This is a genomic window from Streptomyces sp. NPDC107765 (assembly GCF_055657085.1).
Map to the genome: position 1 here is coordinate 257,003 of NZ_JBVKBL010000007.1, position 16,358 is coordinate 273,360.

Here is a 16,358-nt window from a genome sequence, read left to right on the forward strand (position 1 = left end):
CCCCTCGCCCCACCGGCACCACCGCCCCGCGGACGGCCGGTGCGCCTACCCCTGCATGCCCGTAGCCGCGTCATGCGACCTGAATAAGAAGATCATTAACCAATTAAAGGAGTCGCGGTGCTCTCCGAGCGGTCCACCCCGGTCATCCGGGCCTCCCTCCCGGCGGTCGGCGCCGCCATGGGCGACATCACCGAGCTGTTCTACCGGAAGCTGTTCGCCGCCCACCCCGAGCTGCTGCGGGACCTGTTCAACCGGGGCAACCAGGCCAACGGGGAGCAGCAGCGCGCCCTCGCCGGCTCCATCGCGGCGTTCGCGGGCATGCTGCTGAAGGGCCCGGACGTCCGGCCCGACGCCCTGCTGGCCCGGATCGCGCACAAGCACGCCTCCCTCGGCATCACCTCCGACCAGTACAAGATCGTTCATCGCCACCTCTTCGCGGCGATCACCGAGGTGCTCGGCGACGCGGTCACCCCCGAGGTCGCCGCGGCCTGGGACGAGGTCTACTGGCTGATGGCGAACGCGCTGATCGCCGTCGAGGCGCGGCTCTACCAGGAGGCCGGCGCGGCCGAGGGCGACGTCTGGCACCGCATGGAGATCGTCGAACGGCGGCAGGAAACCCCCGACGCGGTCTCCTTCGTCCTGCGCCGGACCGACGGCCGCCCCACCGCGCCCTTCCGCCCGGGCCAGTACGTCAGCGTCCGGGCCGAACTCCCCGACGGCGCCCGGCAGATCCGCCAGTACAGCCTGTCCACCGCGCCCGGCCGCGCCGATCGGCGCATCACCGTCAAGCGGGTCCGGGCCGGGAGTGCCGCGGACGGCGGGCGGCCGGACGGCGAATTGTCCAACTGGCTCTGCGCCCACGCCCGTACCGGGGACGAGCTCACGGTCTCCGTCCCGTTCGGCGACCTCGTCCTGCCGGAGGGTGAGACCCCGCTGCTCCTGGCGTCCGCCGGCATCGGCGTCACGCCCATGCTGTCCATGCTCGACCACCTCGCCGCCGGCGGATCCGCCCGCCCGGTGACCGTCCTGCACGCCGACCACACCCCCGCCGACCACGCCCACCGCGACGAACAGCGCAGCCTGGTGGGCGCGTTGCCGGACGCCCGGCTCCACCTCTGGTACGAGCAGCTGGACGACCGGGCCCCGGAGGCATCGACCGGCCGGGTCGATCTCGACACCGTCGACCTCCCTCCGGGCGTGACCGCCTACCTGTGCGGCCCGCTGCCCTTCCTGCGCGCGGTCCGCGGCGACCTGCTGCGCCGTGGCGTCCCCGCGGAAGCCATCCACTACGAGGTCTTCGGCCCGGACCTGTGGCTGGGGCAGTGACCGTCATGCCCGCCATGAACGCCCCGCACGCCATGCACGCCGCCCCCGCCGCCGTGGCCGTCGCGGCGACCTTCGTCTGGCTGGGCATGGTCCTCGGCATCTCCTTCCTGGAGGCGCCCCTGAAGTTCCGCGCCCCCGACGTGACCGTACGCATCGGCCTCGGCATCGGCCGGCTCGTCTTCCGGGCGCTGAACCGGGTCGAGGCGGTGCTGGCCGTCGTCGTGATCACCGCGGTCGCCCTCGGCCGTCCTCCGGCCTCCGTGGTGATCCCGGCGGCCGTCGCCGTCCTTCTCCTGGCGGCGCAGCTCACGGCGATCCGCCCGGCCCTGAACCGCCGCTCCGACCGGGTGCTGGCCGGCGAGGAACTCCCACGCTCCCGCGCCCACGTGTTCTACGCCGTCGCCGAGTCGCTCAAGGCACTCGCCCTGCTGGCCCTGGGCATGGCGGTGCTTACGGCCTGAGCGCTGCGCCCGTACCGGGAGGTGCGACCTGCGCCGGGGCGTAGGTCAGCCCGCTGCCGCGGCCGGGCTGCCGATCTCGTCGAGGTGGGCCTCGACCCAGTGCCGTACGGCCGCGAGCGGTTGGGCGACGCTGCGCCCCAGGTCGGTCAGCGCGTACTCGACGTGCAGCGGTACGGCGGGGATGACGGTCCGGTCGACGAAGCCGCCGGTCTCCAGCCGCCGCAGGGTCTGCGTCAGCACCTTCGGGCTGACGCCCTGGAGCCGGCGCTGCAGGGCCCCGAAGCGCTGCGGCCCCTCCTCCATGGCGCCGATCGCGAGCGCCGTCCACTTGTTGGACAGCAGATCGAACACCTCACGTCCCGGACACAGCGCCGCGTAGACGTCGTGTTCGTCATGGCTCCCCGTCCTGCACGTCGTCGTCATCCCCTGCCACCTCTCCTTACCCTCGATACTTCCCTTTGGATAGTAGCCGCCCTTGCTGGTTACTACTCCCTCCGAGGTAGCTTCCGGGGCGCAGCGGCTGGGGCCCGGTCCACCGGCCGCCGCCACCAGCCGTTGTCCCGTGCCTCGCACCCAGGAGCCACCCCATGACCAGCCCGGCCACCCCCGACGCCCCCACCCCCTCCACCACCATGCGCGTCATCGTCCAGGACACCTTCGGCGGTCCCGAGGTGCTGCGCGTCGCGCGGGCCGCGCGACCGGTGCCGTTGCCGACCGAGGTACTGGTGCGGGTGCACGCTGCCGGGGTCAACCCGGTCGACTGGAAGACCCGGGCCGTGGGCGGGCTCGGCGTGCTCGGTGACCCGCCGTTCACCCTGGGCTGGGACGTCTCCGGCGTGGTGGAGGAGGTCGGCTTCGGCGTCCACACGCTCAAGGTGGGCGACGAGGTCTTCGGCATGCCCTGGTTCCCCCGGGCCGCCTCGGCCTACGCCGAGTACGTGACCGCGCCGGCCCGGCAGTTCGTCCGCAAGCCCGGGGTCCTGAGCCACGAGGAGGCGGCGGCGGTGCCGCTGGCCGCGCTCACCGCCTGGCAGATCCTGGTCGACGCCGCGGACGTCCGGCCGGGTCAGCGGGTGCTGATCCATGCCGCGGCCGGCGGGGTGGGCCACTTCGCGGTGCAGATCGCCCGGCACCTGGGCACCCATGTCATCGGGACGGCGCGGGCGGGCAAGCACCGGTGGCTGCGGGAGCTGGGCGCCGACGAGCTCATCGACTACACCGCCGTCCGCTTCGAGGACGTGGTGAAGGACGTCGACGTGGTGGTCGACCTCGTCGGTGACGCGATGGACGCGACGGGTACCCGTTCCCTCGACGTCCTGGCCCCGGGCGGTCTGCTGGTCGTCGTGCCGTCGGACGTGGCGCCGGAACTCGCCGCCCGGGCCGAGGACCGGGGCCTGCGCACGACCCCGTTCCTCGTCGAGCCCGACGGCGCGGCGCTCGCCCGGGTCGCACGGCTGATCTCGGACGGCGCCCTCTCCGTCGAGGTCGCCGACGTCTTCCCGCTGGAACGGGCCGCCGACGCCCACCGCCTCGGCGAAACCGGGCGCACCCGCGGCAAGATCGTCCTCAAGGTCGCCGACTGAGCAGCGTCCTCGCGGGAGCCGGCGCGCTTCTCCGCCGAGGAGGCATAGTGATCCACCGCGTGATGAGCCGTTCAACCGCCTCCTGAGGGGAGAGCCTTGTGGCACTCGGTTGGAAAGTGGTCTTCGACGCCGGCGACCCGCACCGCCAAGCCGTCTTCTGGGCGGACGCGCTGGACTACCGGATCGAGGACAACAGCGCCTTGATCGAACGGCTGCTGGCCTCCGGGGCGGTCGACGAAAGTCTGTGCATCGAGTTCCAGGGGCGGCTGTTCTGGCGGGACGCCGCGGCCGTCCGGCACCCCGACGACCCCTTCGATCCGCTCAGCGGCGCCGGCCGGGGCAGACGCCTGCTGTTCAACCGCGTCCCCGAGCCGAAGCCGAACGGAAAGAACCGGCTTCACCTCGACATCCACACCGAGGCGGGCCGGCGGGAAGCCACCGTGGCCCGGTTGCAGGAGCGCGGCGCGACACTGGTCCGGCACGTGAAGGAACCCGGGGGCGAGTGGTCGCTCCTCACCGATCCGGAAGGGAACGAGTTCTGCGTGGCCTGAGCGGGACGGCGGCCGGAGCAGCGCGGCCGGCCCGAGCAACGCGATCGTTTCCAGAAACTTGCGTGGCGCGCATATTTGCGCGCCACGCAAGTTTTGCTACTGTCCTCTGTCATGGGGTGGAGAGAGCAGAAGAAGGCCGAGACCCGTGCGGCGCTCAGCTGGGCGGCGGTCCGGCTGACCGTCGAGCGCGGTTTCGGCAACGTCAAGGTGGAGGACATCGCCGAGGCGGCCGGCGTCTCCCCGCGCACGTTCAACAACTACTTCTCCAGCAAGGGAGAAGCGATCGTCGCCCGCCACCTCGACCGCTGTCTCCGCATCGCGGAAGCGCTGCGTGACGGCCCGGAGGAGCCGCTCTGGGAGGCGATCACCCGCTCGGTGCTGGACCGGTTCGGGCCGGACGCCGAGGCGGCCGCCCATCCCGTCGCCGACGCGGCCCGGTGGACGGCCGGCGTGCGCATGATGGTCTCCGAACCCGCCCTGCAGGGCGAGATGTTGCGGGCCGGCGCCCTCGCCGAGGCCGAGATCGCCGCGGCCGTCGCCGACCGTACCGGCACCGATCTGCAGCAGGACCTGTACCCGCATCTCGTCGCGTCCGCAGTCGTCGCCGCCATCAACACCGCCACCGCGCACCACCTCCGCACCGATCCTCCGGTGCCGGTGAGCCGTCTGCTCGCCGACGCCCTCACCCGGGTCGCGGCGGGGCTGTCGGCCCCGTAGGCGTCCGCCCGACAGGACTCCCAGGGCTCGTCCCGCAGGCGTCCACCCCGAGGAATCCACCCGTAGGCAACACCCTCCCGGACCGGAAGCCCGGCGGCGCCGGGCCGATGGCCCCTGCCCGGAAACGGAGACCACTCATGATCGACGTCGTCATCGCGGGCGCCGGACCCAACGGCCTGATGCTCGCCTGTGAGCTCGCCCTGGCCGGCGTGCGCCCGCTCGTCCTGGAACGCCTCGCCGAACCGACCTCCGAGCAGCGCGCGAACGGCCTGGTCGGTCAGGTCGTCCGCATGCTCGACCGGCGCGGACTGTACGAGCGGCTGACCGCGCCCGGTGCCCCTGCCACCCCGCGGCCGGCGCCCGGCCACGTCTTCGGTGCGTTCCCGCTCGACCTGACCGACCTGCCGGACAACCCGCTCCACACGCTGCAGGTGCCGCAGCGCCGGATCGAGCGGATGCTCGCCGAGCGCGCGGCCGAACTGGGCGTCGAGATCCGCCGCGACCACGAGGTCATCGGCCTGACGCAGGGCCGGGGGTCGGTGGTGGTCGAGCTGCGCGGGCGCACGCCGGTCGAGGCGGCCTTCCTGGTCGGCGCGGACGGCGGGCACAGCGTGGTCCGCAAGCTCACCGGGATCGACTTCCCCGGCGTGACCAGGGACGACTCGGTCTCGCGCACCGGGCATGTCAGCGTGCCCCGGGAGAGGGTCGGGGCCGATGGCGGGCTGGTCGTACCCGACTTCGGTACCGTGCCGCCGTTCCGGCACCTGCGGACCGCACACGGCCTGATCGCCTGGGCGCCGTTCCCCGGCGGCGATCCGCTGATCAGCACGGTGGAATGGGGACAGCCGGCCGAGGGCGAGGCCTCGCTCGACGCGCTTCGGGCCAGCGTCTCCCGGGTGCTCGGCGCGGACGTGCCGCTTGGCCCGCCGACCGGGCCGGGACCGCACTCGATGAGGCGGTTGTCCGGCGGCAACACCCGGATCGCGTCGCGCTACCGTGCGGGCCGGACCTTCCTGCTCGGTGACGCCGCGCACGTGCACTCGGCGATCGGCGGCCCGGGGCTCAACCTGGGCCTGCAGGACGCGGTGAACCTCGGTTGGAAGCTGGCCGCGGCCGTGCGGGGCCACGCACCGAAGGGACTGCTGGACACCTACGAGGCGGAACGGTCCCCGGCCGCCCGGCGGGTCGCCATGCACACCCAGGCGCAGTCACTGCTGACCCGGCCGGGCGGCGAAGTGACGGCGTTGCGGGAACTCTTCGGCGAGCTGCTCGCCCAGCCGGCGACGCGGCAGCACCTCGCGGATCTGCTGTCCGGCGCGGACCTGACCTACGACATGGGGCCGGCGACCGGAGCGCTCGTCGGCCGCTGGGCGCCGGACCTGCCGGGCCTGCGCGAACTGACCCGCACCGGCCGGCCGCTCCTACTGGACCCGACGGGGACCCTCGACACAGGCCCCTGGGCGTCGCACGTCGACACCGTGGCCGTCCCCGGACTCGACAGCGCCCTGCTGCTCCGGCCCGACTGCTACGTCGCCTGGCAGGGCACCACGGGCGACGGCCTGCACGAGGCGCTGGGCACCTGGTTCACGGCGGCTTGAGCGGCACGGTCCGTAGAGTGTGCGAGGTGTCCGTGGTGCCCGAGGTGGCCGGGGTGGCCGGGGTGCCCGCGCCGGGCTCCGGCCCCCGGCGCGTCAGGTGAGGTTCAGCCCGCCGTCGAGCAGGATGACCTCGCCGGTGAGATAGCCGTGGGCGAGCACCGACGCCACCAGGTCGGCGACGTCGGCGGGTCGGGCCGGACGGCGCATCGGCGCGCGGTCCCGCCAGATTTCGTGCGCGTGCGCCCAGTCCTTCGTCATGGGCGTGTCCACCAGCCCCGGGGCCACCGCGTTGACCCGTACGTCGGGCGCGAGCGCGGCCGCGAGCAGCCGGGTCACGTGGTTCAGCGCGGCCTTGCTCGCCGCGTACGGCACCGAGGAGCCCTTGGGTCGGACCCCGGCGTGGCTGGTGACGTTCACGATGCTGCCGCCCCCCGGGGAGGCGCGCAGTGCCGGCAGTGCCGCCGTGCACAGCACCCAGGGCGCGATCAGGTTGACCTCCAGCACCTGCCGCCAGTCCGCCGGTGTCGCCGCGGCCAGGTCGTGGTGCGGGATCGGCCAGCTGATGCCTGCGTTGTTCACCAGCACGTCCAGCCGCCCGTACCGGTCCAGCGCCGCCTCGGCCAGCCCGCGGGCCTCTTCCTCCACCGCCAGATCGGCCCGTACGTACGCACCGCCGAGCTCCGCCGCCAGTGCCTCCCCGGCCTCCGTGCTGCGCCGCGAATGCACGACGACCCGCATGCCGTCCGCCGCCAGCCGACGCGCGACGGCTTCGCCGATCCCCGATGTGGACCCCGTGACCAGGGCAACGGGCCGATCCGATGGTGGAAGCGTCATGATCGGGAATCCTCCCACGGCCACGCCGGGCGAGAGGGCGTGGGGCGCGGGCGCCTCGCGGGGCTGCTCGTACCGGAGTCTCGTACCGGAGTCGCCGACCGACCGGCTGCACATCAGCGAGCACCTGTACCACGAGAACGCCGACGGCGATAACAGCCTGATGAACCGGCCCGGTGGCCGGGGCAGCGGCCACCGCACTGCCGGCCCGTGCCCTCCTCGACGTGGCGATGTCACAAGGCGCCGGCCCGCGTCCGTCCCTCGTTCGACAGCCGTACCACCGCTACGAGACGAGGTATCTGTGGTGATCAACCCGTGGTGGCTCTTCGCCGGCCTGGCCGCCGTCCAGCTCGGCGATGCCGCACTGTGTCTCCGGCCCGTCGGATTCATCCGGGCCTGCCTGGAAGATGTCGGCTTCCCCCGCCGGTACTGGCGATTGCTGCCCGTGCTGAAGACCGCGTCGGCGGCCGGCTTGATCGTCGGCATCTGGTTCCTGCCGCTGGCCGTCCTCACCACCGCCTCACTGGTGGTCTACTTCCTCGTTGCCATCTCCCTGCACCTCCGCGCCAAGGACTACGGGCGCAACCTCTTCCTCAACGCCACCGGCATGCTCGTCCTGTGCGCCTCCGCACTGGTCCTCGCCCTCCACGCAGGCTGAGCCCCGGCCGGCGCGGGCGCGGAGGGCTCATGGGAGGCGCGACGGCCAGGAGGGTTGCGCCGGGGCCGCTGTGCCGCCACGAGGCGAGCCGGGCCGGCATCCGGCCGGCCCGGCCGCCGAGGGGTTCCTCACGGACGCAACGTCCCCCACCACAGCGCCCACGGCACGAACAGCACCGCTGTCGCCATCAGCGTCGCCCTCGCCACCCCGGGCCGGACGCGCGGACGCGCACCGGCCGGGGTGCGCTGCCCCTTCCACCGGCGCCGCACCACCACCCCGGTCAGCACGACCACAGTGACGCTCAGCGCCTGCGCCAGCAGCCAGCCCAGCGGACGTCCCGCCACCACCGGTCCCGCCGCGCCCCCGTCGCCCACCCCGAAGACCGCAAGGGGGCACAGCACCGCGGCGGTGACCGCAGCAAGGCCCAGCCCGGCCAGCCAGCCCCGCAGGGCTGCCCCCTGAGCCGGGCCGGGCCGAGGGCGCCGCGCGATCCGTCGTAGCGCCCCGGCCACCGGGTAGGCGGCGAACCCCATGAGCAGCAGTACGGGAGGCAGCCAGGCGTACCAGGCGCCGGCCGCGGGGGCGCTGGACACCGGCTGCGGCGGGGCGGGGGCGGTGCTGGACCGGGGAGGGTGACCGGAGGCCACCGCGGCCACCCAGGAGGTGAGGGTGCGGACATAGCCCGGGGCCAGCGCCCCCAACCGCTTGCCCCGGAAGAGCGGTCCGCCGATCCGGTCGAAGCCGTCCGAGGTGCGGTGGCCGTTGTGCGCGGCGCCCCGGAGGAAGCGGACGACGACATGCCGGTTGCCTGCCTCGGTCAGGACGCGCCGAAATGTCTGCGCGCTCTCCCGCGGCGGCACCTGCCGGTCGTGATCGCCCCACAGAGCCAGCACCGGCGTGTGGTGCAGCCGCCTCCACGCCGGCAACGGATCGAAGTCTCCCTCCGGGAACAGGCCGGTGGCGGCGACGAGTTGGGAGGCGGGCCCCTGCAGGGTGGGGAGGAAGGACCCGCTGACGCCGCGATGCCGCAGATGGGTGATGAGGTTCCAGGTCTGGGTGCGCAGCGGCGAGTGGCCGGGCCCGCCGATGGTGATCACGAAACCGACGTCGGAGGAGCGCGCGGCGACCAGCGGGGCGACCCAGCCCCCCTCGCTGAATCCCCACAGACCGACGTGGTGCGGATCCACCCCCGGCCGGCCGCGCAGCAGTCGCACCCCGGCCGCGGCGTCCGCCGCCAGCAGACCGAAGTCGCGGTCCATCGTGGAGTAGCGCACCGTGCGCTTGTCGTACACCAGCGTCGTGATCCCCGCGCGGGCGAAGGACTCCGCCTCCTGCCGGTATTCCCGACGAGGCCCCGGCCCCGCCCCGCCGACCAGCACGATCCCGGGCCGGGCAGGCATCCCTTGGGCCGCGGCCGCGCTCAGCACCGTGCCGTGCAGAACGAGCCCGTCACCGCCCCGGAAGGAAACCTCCTGGCGGACCAGGCCCTCGCCGCCGTGGCCGCGTCCGTGCGACCGGTGACCGTCTGCCCGGGCGGCACCCGCGGGCACCGACACGGCGGCAAGGACCACCGTCCACACCACGGCCAGCGCGGAGAGGGACCGAGGGAACGAGAGCCTCACGCCGTGCCGTCCTCGTCGCCGATCTCGGGGAACCCGAGCAGACGGACCAGGACGGCGCGCGCCCCGGGAGCCGCTTCGTCCTGCGCGGGGGAGTACCGGTGGACCAGCGCGATGTACTCCTCGAAGAACTCCCGGAGTTGGGCCGGATCGAGTCGTAGCGTGGCACGGGAGAAGATCGCCGCATCCGCCCAGGGGCCGAGGGTGTCCCGCGCCGCCTCGAACTGCCGGGCGCTGTCGAGCAGTTCGGCGAGGTTCAGCCGGTGCATCTGGGTCAGCGCCTCCCGCATCTGCGGCGTCTGCCGGCTGTACGGCGGGAACCGCCGGTCCCCGGGCACCGCCCGCCACCACCGCTCCCGCCCCTTCGCCAGCTCGGGCGCCTCCTCGATGAATCCGTGCTTGGCCATCTGGCGCAGGTGATAGCTGGTCAGCCCGGTGCTCTCGCCCAGTTCGCGCGCGAGGGTGGTGGAGTTGGCAGGGCCCTTCCGCAGGCACTGCTCGATCTTCTGCCGCATGGGGTGCGCGAGCACCCGGAGGGCCTCCACATCGTTGATTTCCTGAGGTTCGGGTGGCATGCACGGCAGCCTAGAAGTTGCAAAGCACCCTTGCAAGGCAGTTTTGTAAGTCTTGTCCGCCCGGACAGATCGTCGGGGCGGAGCCAGCAGCCCTCCCGGCTCCAGCGCGCGATCCCGCCGGGGTGGTACGAGGGTGGTAGTGATGGACACCCCGGTGACGACGTTCAGCGAGAGCCCGGACGACCCGTTCGCGGTGCGTCGCTCGGCCTCTGCGGTGCTGGACGACACAGGGCGGGTCGTCGGCTGGAGCGAGCGCGCCGAGGCGCTGCTCGGCTACTCGCCCGAGGACGTGCTGGGGCGCGCGGCCCGCGACCTCCTGCTCGACCCACGCGATGAAGACGTCGTCATGGCGGCGGTGGCGGCCTGTGTGAGCGCCGGCGGCTGGTTCGGGGTCATCCCTGTGCGGGACCGGGCTGGTCAACGGGTCGAGGTGGGCTGCCGGGCCCGGGCAGTGGTGCGCCCGGGCTCCCGCCTGGAGTGGTTCCTCGTGAGTGCGCCCGCGGAGCAGGTGATCCAGTGGGAGACGGACCGGTCGGTCCTGGACGGGATGTTCCGCCGGTCCCCGATCGGTCTCGCCGTCCTCGCCCCTGACCTGAGCCTGCTACGGGTGAACCGGGCGATCGCGCGGTTCGGCGGCCTCCCGGCCGAGTACTACCGGGGGATGCGCACCGGAGACTTCGTCGTCGACCGGGACACGGCCCTGGTGGAATCGGGGCTGCGGCGGGTGCTCGACACGGGCGAACCGCTGATCTTCACCGAGCAGCCCTGCCGTCTGCGGCACGACCCGGACACGGAGATGTTCGTCTCCGTCTCGGCCTTCCGGATGCAGGATTCGTCCGGGCAGGTCCTCGGGGTCACCGAGCTCGTCGAGGACGTGACCGACCGCTACCGGGCGCGCCGGAGACTGGCGCTGCTCAACGAGGCCGGCGCCCGGATCGGCACCACCCTCGACGTGGAGGCCACGGCGCGTGAGCTGGCCGAGGTGGCGGTTCCCGACCTCGCGGACTGCGCCTCCGTGGATCTGCTCGAACCGGTGACCCGCGGTGCGGAGCCTGATCAGGCGCCGTCGGCCTCCCTGCGCAGGACGGCCGTGCGGAGCGTCTCGCCGGAGGCGCCGCAGGTGATGTTCCCGGTGGGCCACCCGGTGCACTTCCCCCCGGAGGCACCGCAGGCCAGATGTCTGGCCGAGCGACGTCCCGTCCTCGAACCGGCCGTGGAATTCTCCCCCGCCTGGTCGTCCCTGGACCCGGCCAAGGTCGAGCGGGTCCTCGAACTGGGCGTCCACTCACTCATCGTGGTGCCGCTGCTCGCGCGCGGCCTCGTACTCGGCGTGGTGAGCCTGTGGCGGTGGCGCCGGCCCGAGCCGTTCGAGGAGGACGACCTGACGCTGGCCGAGGAGTTCGCCGCCCGCGCCGCCGTATGCATCGACAACGCCCGGCGCTACACCCAGCAGCAACAGGCCGCGGTCGCGCTGCAGCGCAGCCTGCTCCCGCGCGAGGTGCCCGAGCATCCTGCGGTCGAGATCGCCCATCGGTACCGGCCGGCCGACACCACCGCCGGCGCCGGTGGCGACTGGTTCGACGTCATCCCGCTCTCCGGACTCCGGGTCGCCCTCGTCGTCGGCGATGTGGTCGGCCACGGCATCCACGCCGCGGCCACCATGGGCCGGCTGCGCACCGCGGTCCACACCCTCGCCCACCTCGACCTGCCACCGGACGAGGTCCTCTCCCATCTGGACGACCTCGTGGACCGGCTGGCCGCCGAGCAGGAAGCGACCGACGAGAACTCCCCGCAGATAGTCGGCGCGACCTGCCTGTACGCGGTCTACGACCCGGTCCACGCGCGCTGCGCCCTCGCGCGCGCCGGCCACCCGCCACCCGCGGTGGTGACACCGGACGGACGGGTGGACTTCCCCGATCTTCCGGCCGGCCCGCCGCTCGGCCTGGGCGGACTGCCCTTCGAAGCCACCGAATGGGAACTGCCGGAGGGCTCCCTGCTCGTCCTCTACACCGATGGACTCCTGGCGGCCTGGCGCCGCGACCTCGATGAGGGCCTGGCCCTCTTCCGCGGGGCGCTGAGCGATCCCGCCCGGTCGCTGGACGACACCTGCAAGGCGGTGGAGGACGCGCTGCTCCCCGAGAGTCCCCGCGACGACGTCGCCTTGCTCGCCGCCCGCACCCGCTGCCTGGCCGAACACCAGGTGGCCACCTGGGAGTTGCCGGCCGAACCGACCGCGGCCGCCGAGGCCCGGAAGCTCGCGGCCGCCCAGCTCCACGACTGGGGCCTGGAGGACCTGGCCCTCACCACGGAGCTGATCGTCAGCGAGCTGGTCACCAACGCCTACCGCTACAGCAGCGGTCCCGCCACCCTCCGGCTCATCCGGGACCACCACCTCATCTGCGAGGTCTCGGACACCAGCAGCACCTCGCCCCACCTACGCCACGCCGCCACCACCGACGAAGGCGGCCGCGGCCTCTTCCTGATCGCCCAACTCACCGCCCGCTGGGGCACCCGCTACGTACGCAACGGCAAAACCATCTGGGCGGAACAGCCGTTGGAACCGGGGGCCACGGGGGGTGGAGGTGCGTAAGCCAGGCCCCTAGAAGAAGCCGAGCTTCTTGGCCGAATACGACACCAGCAGGTTCTTCGTCTGCTGATAGTGCTCCAGCATCATCTTGTGGTTCTCGCGGCCGATGCCGGATTGTTTGTAGCCGCCGAAGGCGGCGTGGGCCGGGTAGGCGTGGTAGCAGTTGGTCCAGACGCGGCCGGCCTGGATGGCGCGGCCGGCGCGGTAGGCGGTGGAGCCGTCGCGGGTCCAGACGCCGGCGCCGAGGCCGTAGAGGGTGTCGTTGGCGATGCCGATGGCGTCGTCGAAGTCGGAGAAGGGGGCCACGGCGACGACCGGGCCGAAGATCTCCTCCTGGAAGACGCGCATGTCGTTGTTGCCCTCGAAGACGGTGGGGCGGACGTAGTAGCCGCCTTCCAGTTCGCCGCCGAGTTCGGCGCGGGTGCCGCCGGTCAGGATGCGGGCGCCTTCCTTCTGGCCGATGTCCAGGTAGGAGAGGATCTTTTCGAGCTGGTCGTTGGACGCCTGGGCGCCGATCATGGTGTCGGTGTCCAGCGGGTGGCCCTGGACGATCTTCTCCGTACGGGCCACGCCGGCCGCCAGGAAATCGCCGTAGTGGCCGCGCTGGATCAGCGCGCGGGAGGGGCAGGTGCACACCTCGCCCTGGTTGAGGGCGAACATGGTGAAGCCCTCCAGTGCCTTGTCGAGGAAGTCGTCCGCGGCGGCGGAGACGTCGTCGAAGAAGATGTTGGGGCTCTTGCCGCCCAGTTCGAGCGTCACCGGGCGCAGGTTCTCCGAGGCGTACTGCATGATCAGCCGGCCGGTCGTGGTCTCACCGGTGAAGGCGATCTTGGCGACCCGGGGGCTGGACGCCAGCGGCTTGCCGGCCTCGACGCCGAAGCCGTTGACGATGTTGACCACGCCGGGCGGCAGCAGGTCCGCGACCAGGCTCATCCAGAAGTGGAGGGAGGCCGGGGTCTGTTCGGCCGGTTTCAGGACGACCGTGTTTCCCGCCGCCAGCGCCGGGGCCAGTTTCCAGGCGGCCATCAGGATCGGGAAGTTCCACGGGATGATCTGGGCGACCACGCCGAGCGGCTCGTGGAAGTGGTACGCGACGGTGTCCTCGTCGATCTCCGACAGCGAGCCCTCCTGGGCCCGGAGCGCCCCGGCGAAATATCGGAAGTGGTCGACCGCGAGGGGGATGTCGGCCGCCAGGGACTCGCGTACCGGCTTGCCGTTCTCCCAGCTCTCGGCGACCGCGAGGGCTTCGAGGTGCGCCTCCGTCCGGTCGGCGATCCGGTGGAGGACGGCGGCGCGTTCGGCGGCCGGGGTACGGGCCCAGCCGGGCGCGGCCGCGTGCGCGGCGTCCAGCGCCCGCTCGACGTCCTCGGCGGTGCCCCGGGCGATCTCGGTGAAGGGCTGCCCGTTGACCGGCGTCGGATTCTCGAAGTACCGGCCCGCCGCGGGCGCCACGAACTCGCCGCCGATCCAGTGGTCGTAGCGCGGCAGATAGCTCATCACGGCATCGGCGGAACCCGGGCTGGCGTAACGGGCCATGAAGCGGCCTCCCCATCACTCTCGGTGCGGTGCCCGCCGCTCCCGTGCGGCGGGCGATGGGGCGCACCCTAGGGCGGCGGAGGTTGCCGGAACGTTGCGCTGCGCGCGGCGGCCGGAGCAGGAGCCGGGCCGCCGGTCAGGCCGTACGCGGCGCGCAGCCGGTCCGCGGTGGCGCGCGGTCCGCCGCGGGCCGGTGACCGCTCCGGCAGCGCGTCCACCAGGGCCTCCCAGACCTCCAGGTCGTCCTCGCCCCACGGCGTACGGGACCACGCGCCCAGCAGTCCCGGATCGCGCGCGGCGAGCAGGGCGGCGCGCAGCCGGTCCGCGGTTGCGTCCCGCAACCGCCGCACGCCGGGTGCCTCCGACGACGGCAGCAGCGGGCCCCCGTAGCCGTCCAGCGCGGACCGAGGGTCGCCGGCCGCCAGCCGTTCCTCGACCGTGCCGAGGTCGGTCTCCACCGGCCGGCTCAGGCGGTACGGACGCGAGTGCAGCAGGCTCCCGACGAGCTGCCGCAGCCGGGACAGCTCGGCGCGCAGTGTCACCGGGCGCATCTCGCGCTCGCCGTAGAGCTGCACCGTGAGCTGATCACCCGTCAGGCCCGCCGGGTGGCGGGCCAGCAGCAGCACGATCTCGCTGTGCCGGCGCCCGAGCCGCAGCCGCCGGCCGTCGACGACGAGCACGGCCTCGTCCCGGCCGAGCACGGACAGGTACGTGCCCGGTGCCGGCGCCCCGGCCGCGAGATGGGCCTCCGCGGCCCGGGCGGTGGCCTGCACCAGGGCCAGGCTGTGCGGACTCGCCAGATGGTCGCCGCCGGTGATGTCCACCGCGCCCAGCAGCCGCCCGGTCCGCGGGTCGTGCAGCGGCGCGGCCGCACAGGTCCAGCGCTGCGCCTGCCGGTTGTAGTGCTCGGCGGCGAAGATCTGCACGGCGTGATCGGCGGCGAGCGCGGTGCCGGGCGCGTTGGTGCCGGCGTGCGGCTCGTCCCAGCGCGCACCCACCACGAAGTTCATCCGCTCGGCGCTGCGCCGCACCCCGCGGTGCCCCTCCACCCACAGCAGCCGCCCCTGCTGGTCGCAGACGGCCAGCAGATGCGCCCCGTCCTGCGCGATGCTGCCCAGCAGGTCCCGGAAGACGGGCATCGCGCGGGCCAGCGGATGGCTCTCGCGGTGGGCCCGCAGCGCCGCCTCGTCCAGTTCGATCGGCGCGGCACCGTCCCATGCGGCCCGCGCGTGCGCGGACCGGCGCCACGACTCGGCGACGACCCGGCGGACCGGCGGGGCGACGGTCCCGTCGGCCAGGAACGCGGCATGGGCCCGGCGCACCGTCCGGGTGCGCTCCACCGGATCGGCGCCGGCCTCCATCGCCAGCCAGGGGTTGACCACGTGTCACCTTTCCGCAGCGGCTCCTGCACCGTATGTGCCGATGGTGCTCGGCCGGGACGGGACCGTAAACCCCGCCTGCCCGTCGTCGCTCAGGCGTGCGGGTGTCCCGCGTGCGGCCGCGGCCCCGTCCGCGCTGATCGGGTCCGAGGTGGCGCGGTACGGCCTCCGGCACTCATGACGCTCTGTCATACTCCCTGTAAATCCCGGCAGTTGAAAACTAGGGCGAATTTTGAACAAGGGCCCACAGCGCGGCACGAGCGGCTCCCCGGCCGCTCGCGGCACCGTGCGATCCCAGGCGCGCCGCGCCGAACTGATAGCCATCGGACGGAAGTTGTTCGCCGACACCTCCTACGACGCACTGTCGATGGACGACATCGCCCGCCAGGCCGGGGTCGCGAAGGGCCTGATCTACTACTACTTCACGAACAAGCGGGGCTATTACCTCGCGATCATCGAGGATGCGGTGGCCGAGCTGGTCGAGCGGGCCGGCACCACCCACGACCTGCCGCCGGCCGCACGCGTGCAGCGCACCGTCGACGGCTATCTGCGCTACGCCCAGCACCACCAGGCCGCCTACCGCGCCATCGTCACCGGCGGGGTCGGCTTCGACGCCGAGGTCATGGCGCTCCGCGACGCGGTGCGCGCCCGGCTGCTCGGCACCATCGCGCTCGGCGCCTGGGGCCGCACCGACCTCCCGCCGCTCGCCCGCACCGCGCTGACCGGCTGGCTCTCCGGCGTCGAGGGCGTCACCCTGGACTGGATCGCGGAACAGGAGGTGCCCCGCGAGACCGTGGTGACGCTGCTGGTGCGCGGCCTGGGCGACACCCTCCGGCTGATCGAGGAGTTCGAACCGGCCTGCCCGGCCCCGCCGCGGCCGCCCGCCTGAGACCGGCGGGGCGGCATGCCGGACGGGCGGGAGGCCGCCACCTCCCGC

At 73.2% G+C, this 16,358-nt stretch carries 15 protein-coding genes; 9 read left to right on the top strand and 6 right to left on the bottom strand.

Features of this window, described 5'->3' with window-relative positions:
* Positions 1 to 117: 117 nt before the first annotated feature.
* Both ACZ7MX_RS19405 and ACZ7MX_RS19410 read left to right on the top strand, forming a co-directional pair.
* A complete protein-coding gene (locus ACZ7MX_RS19405; protein WP_472133671.1) occupies positions 118 to 1,326 on the top strand; it encodes a globin domain-containing protein in 1,209 nt (402 codons plus the stop codon).
* Between the two features lie 32 nt (positions 1,327 to 1,358).
* Positions 1,359 to 1,787: a hypothetical protein gene (locus tag ACZ7MX_RS19410; protein ID WP_472133980.1), complete on the top strand. Its 429-nt coding sequence runs from the start codon at positions 1,359 to 1,361 to the stop codon at positions 1,785 to 1,787.
* Positions 1,788 to 1,832: 45 nt separating this feature from the next.
* On the opposite strand, the gene ACZ7MX_RS19415 is transcribed toward ACZ7MX_RS19410, so the two are convergent.
* Positions 1,833 to 2,210, bottom strand: coding sequence for a winged helix-turn-helix transcriptional regulator (locus tag ACZ7MX_RS19415; RefSeq protein ID WP_261954440.1), 378 nt, complete (start codon positions 2,208 to 2,210; stop codon positions 1,833 to 1,835).
* A gap of 164 nt (positions 2,211 to 2,374) precedes the next feature.
* Here ACZ7MX_RS19415 and ACZ7MX_RS19420 point away from each other — a divergent pair, with 164 nt between their 5' ends.
* The 4 genes from ACZ7MX_RS19420 (at position 2,375) to ACZ7MX_RS19435 (ending at position 6,236) form a co-directional block, all read left to right on the top strand.
* Complete coding sequence (locus ACZ7MX_RS19420) at positions 2,375 to 3,370, top strand: NADP-dependent oxidoreductase (RefSeq protein WP_472133674.1); 996 nt, start codon at positions 2,375 to 2,377, stop codon at positions 3,368 to 3,370.
* Between the two features lie 98 nt (positions 3,371 to 3,468).
* Complete coding sequence (locus ACZ7MX_RS19425; RefSeq protein WP_472133676.1) at positions 3,469 to 3,921, top strand: VOC family protein; 453 nt, start codon at positions 3,469 to 3,471, stop codon at positions 3,919 to 3,921.
* 111 nt (positions 3,922 to 4,032) lie between these two features.
* On the top strand, positions 4,033 to 4,638 hold the full coding sequence (locus tag ACZ7MX_RS19430) for an acyl-CoA-like ligand-binding transcription factor (RefSeq protein ID WP_472133678.1): 606 nt from the start codon (positions 4,033 to 4,035) through the stop codon (positions 4,636 to 4,638).
* A gap of 137 nt (positions 4,639 to 4,775) precedes the next feature.
* A complete protein-coding gene (locus ACZ7MX_RS19435; protein WP_472133679.1) occupies positions 4,776 to 6,236 on the top strand; it encodes an FAD-dependent monooxygenase in 1,461 nt (486 codons plus the stop codon).
* 93 nt (positions 6,237 to 6,329) lie between these two features.
* Here ACZ7MX_RS19435 and ACZ7MX_RS19440 read toward each other — a convergent pair whose 3' ends face one another.
* On the bottom strand, positions 6,330 to 7,070 hold the full coding sequence (locus tag ACZ7MX_RS19440) for an SDR family NAD(P)-dependent oxidoreductase (RefSeq protein WP_472133681.1): 741 nt from the start codon (positions 7,068 to 7,070) through the stop codon (positions 6,330 to 6,332).
* A gap of 298 nt (positions 7,071 to 7,368) precedes the next feature.
* On the opposite strand from ACZ7MX_RS19440, the gene ACZ7MX_RS19445 reads away from it, so the two are divergent.
* Positions 7,369 to 7,725: a DoxX family protein gene (locus tag ACZ7MX_RS19445; RefSeq protein ID WP_472133683.1), complete on the top strand. Its 357-nt coding sequence runs from the start codon at positions 7,369 to 7,371 to the stop codon at positions 7,723 to 7,725.
* A 128-nt stretch (positions 7,726 to 7,853) separates the two neighbouring features.
* Here ACZ7MX_RS19445 and ACZ7MX_RS19450 read toward each other — a convergent pair whose 3' ends face one another.
* Both ACZ7MX_RS19450 and ACZ7MX_RS19455 read right to left on the bottom strand, forming a co-directional pair.
* Positions 7,854 to 9,347, bottom strand: coding sequence for an alpha/beta hydrolase family protein (locus ACZ7MX_RS19450; protein ID WP_472133685.1), 1,494 nt, complete (start codon positions 9,345 to 9,347; stop codon positions 7,854 to 7,856).
* A complete protein-coding gene (locus tag ACZ7MX_RS19455) occupies positions 9,344 to 9,919 on the bottom strand; it encodes a helix-turn-helix domain-containing protein (protein ID WP_472133687.1) in 576 nt (191 codons plus the stop codon). The genes ACZ7MX_RS19450 and ACZ7MX_RS19455 overlap by 4 nt, the downstream gene beginning before the upstream one ends.
* 142 nt (positions 9,920 to 10,061) lie before the next feature.
* On the opposite strand from ACZ7MX_RS19455, the gene ACZ7MX_RS19460 reads away from it, so the two are divergent.
* Positions 10,062 to 12,509, top strand: a complete 2,448-nt coding sequence (locus ACZ7MX_RS19460) for a SpoIIE family protein phosphatase (protein WP_472133689.1) — start codon at positions 10,062 to 10,064, stop codon at positions 12,507 to 12,509.
* Positions 12,510 to 12,518: 9 nt separating this feature from the next.
* Here the strand turns inward: ACZ7MX_RS19460 and exaC are convergent, their stop codons facing one another.
* Both exaC and ACZ7MX_RS19470 read right to left on the bottom strand, forming a co-directional pair.
* Positions 12,519 to 14,042 (bottom strand): acetaldehyde dehydrogenase ExaC, encoded by a 1,524-nt coding sequence (gene exaC / locus ACZ7MX_RS19465; protein WP_472133691.1) that lies wholly within the window; start codon positions 14,040 to 14,042, stop codon positions 12,519 to 12,521.
* A gap of 68 nt (positions 14,043 to 14,110) precedes the next feature.
* Entirely contained in the window at positions 14,111 to 15,424 is a 1,314-nt protein-coding gene (locus ACZ7MX_RS19470; RefSeq protein WP_472133692.1) for a GAF domain-containing protein, read from the bottom strand.
* Positions 15,425 to 15,653: 229 nt separating this feature from the next.
* Between ACZ7MX_RS19470 and ACZ7MX_RS19475 the strand changes: the two genes are divergently transcribed.
* Positions 15,654 to 16,310, top strand: coding sequence for a TetR/AcrR family transcriptional regulator (locus tag ACZ7MX_RS19475; protein ID WP_472133694.1), 657 nt, complete (start codon positions 15,654 to 15,656; stop codon positions 16,308 to 16,310).
* Positions 16,311 to 16,358: the final 48 nt, after the last annotated feature.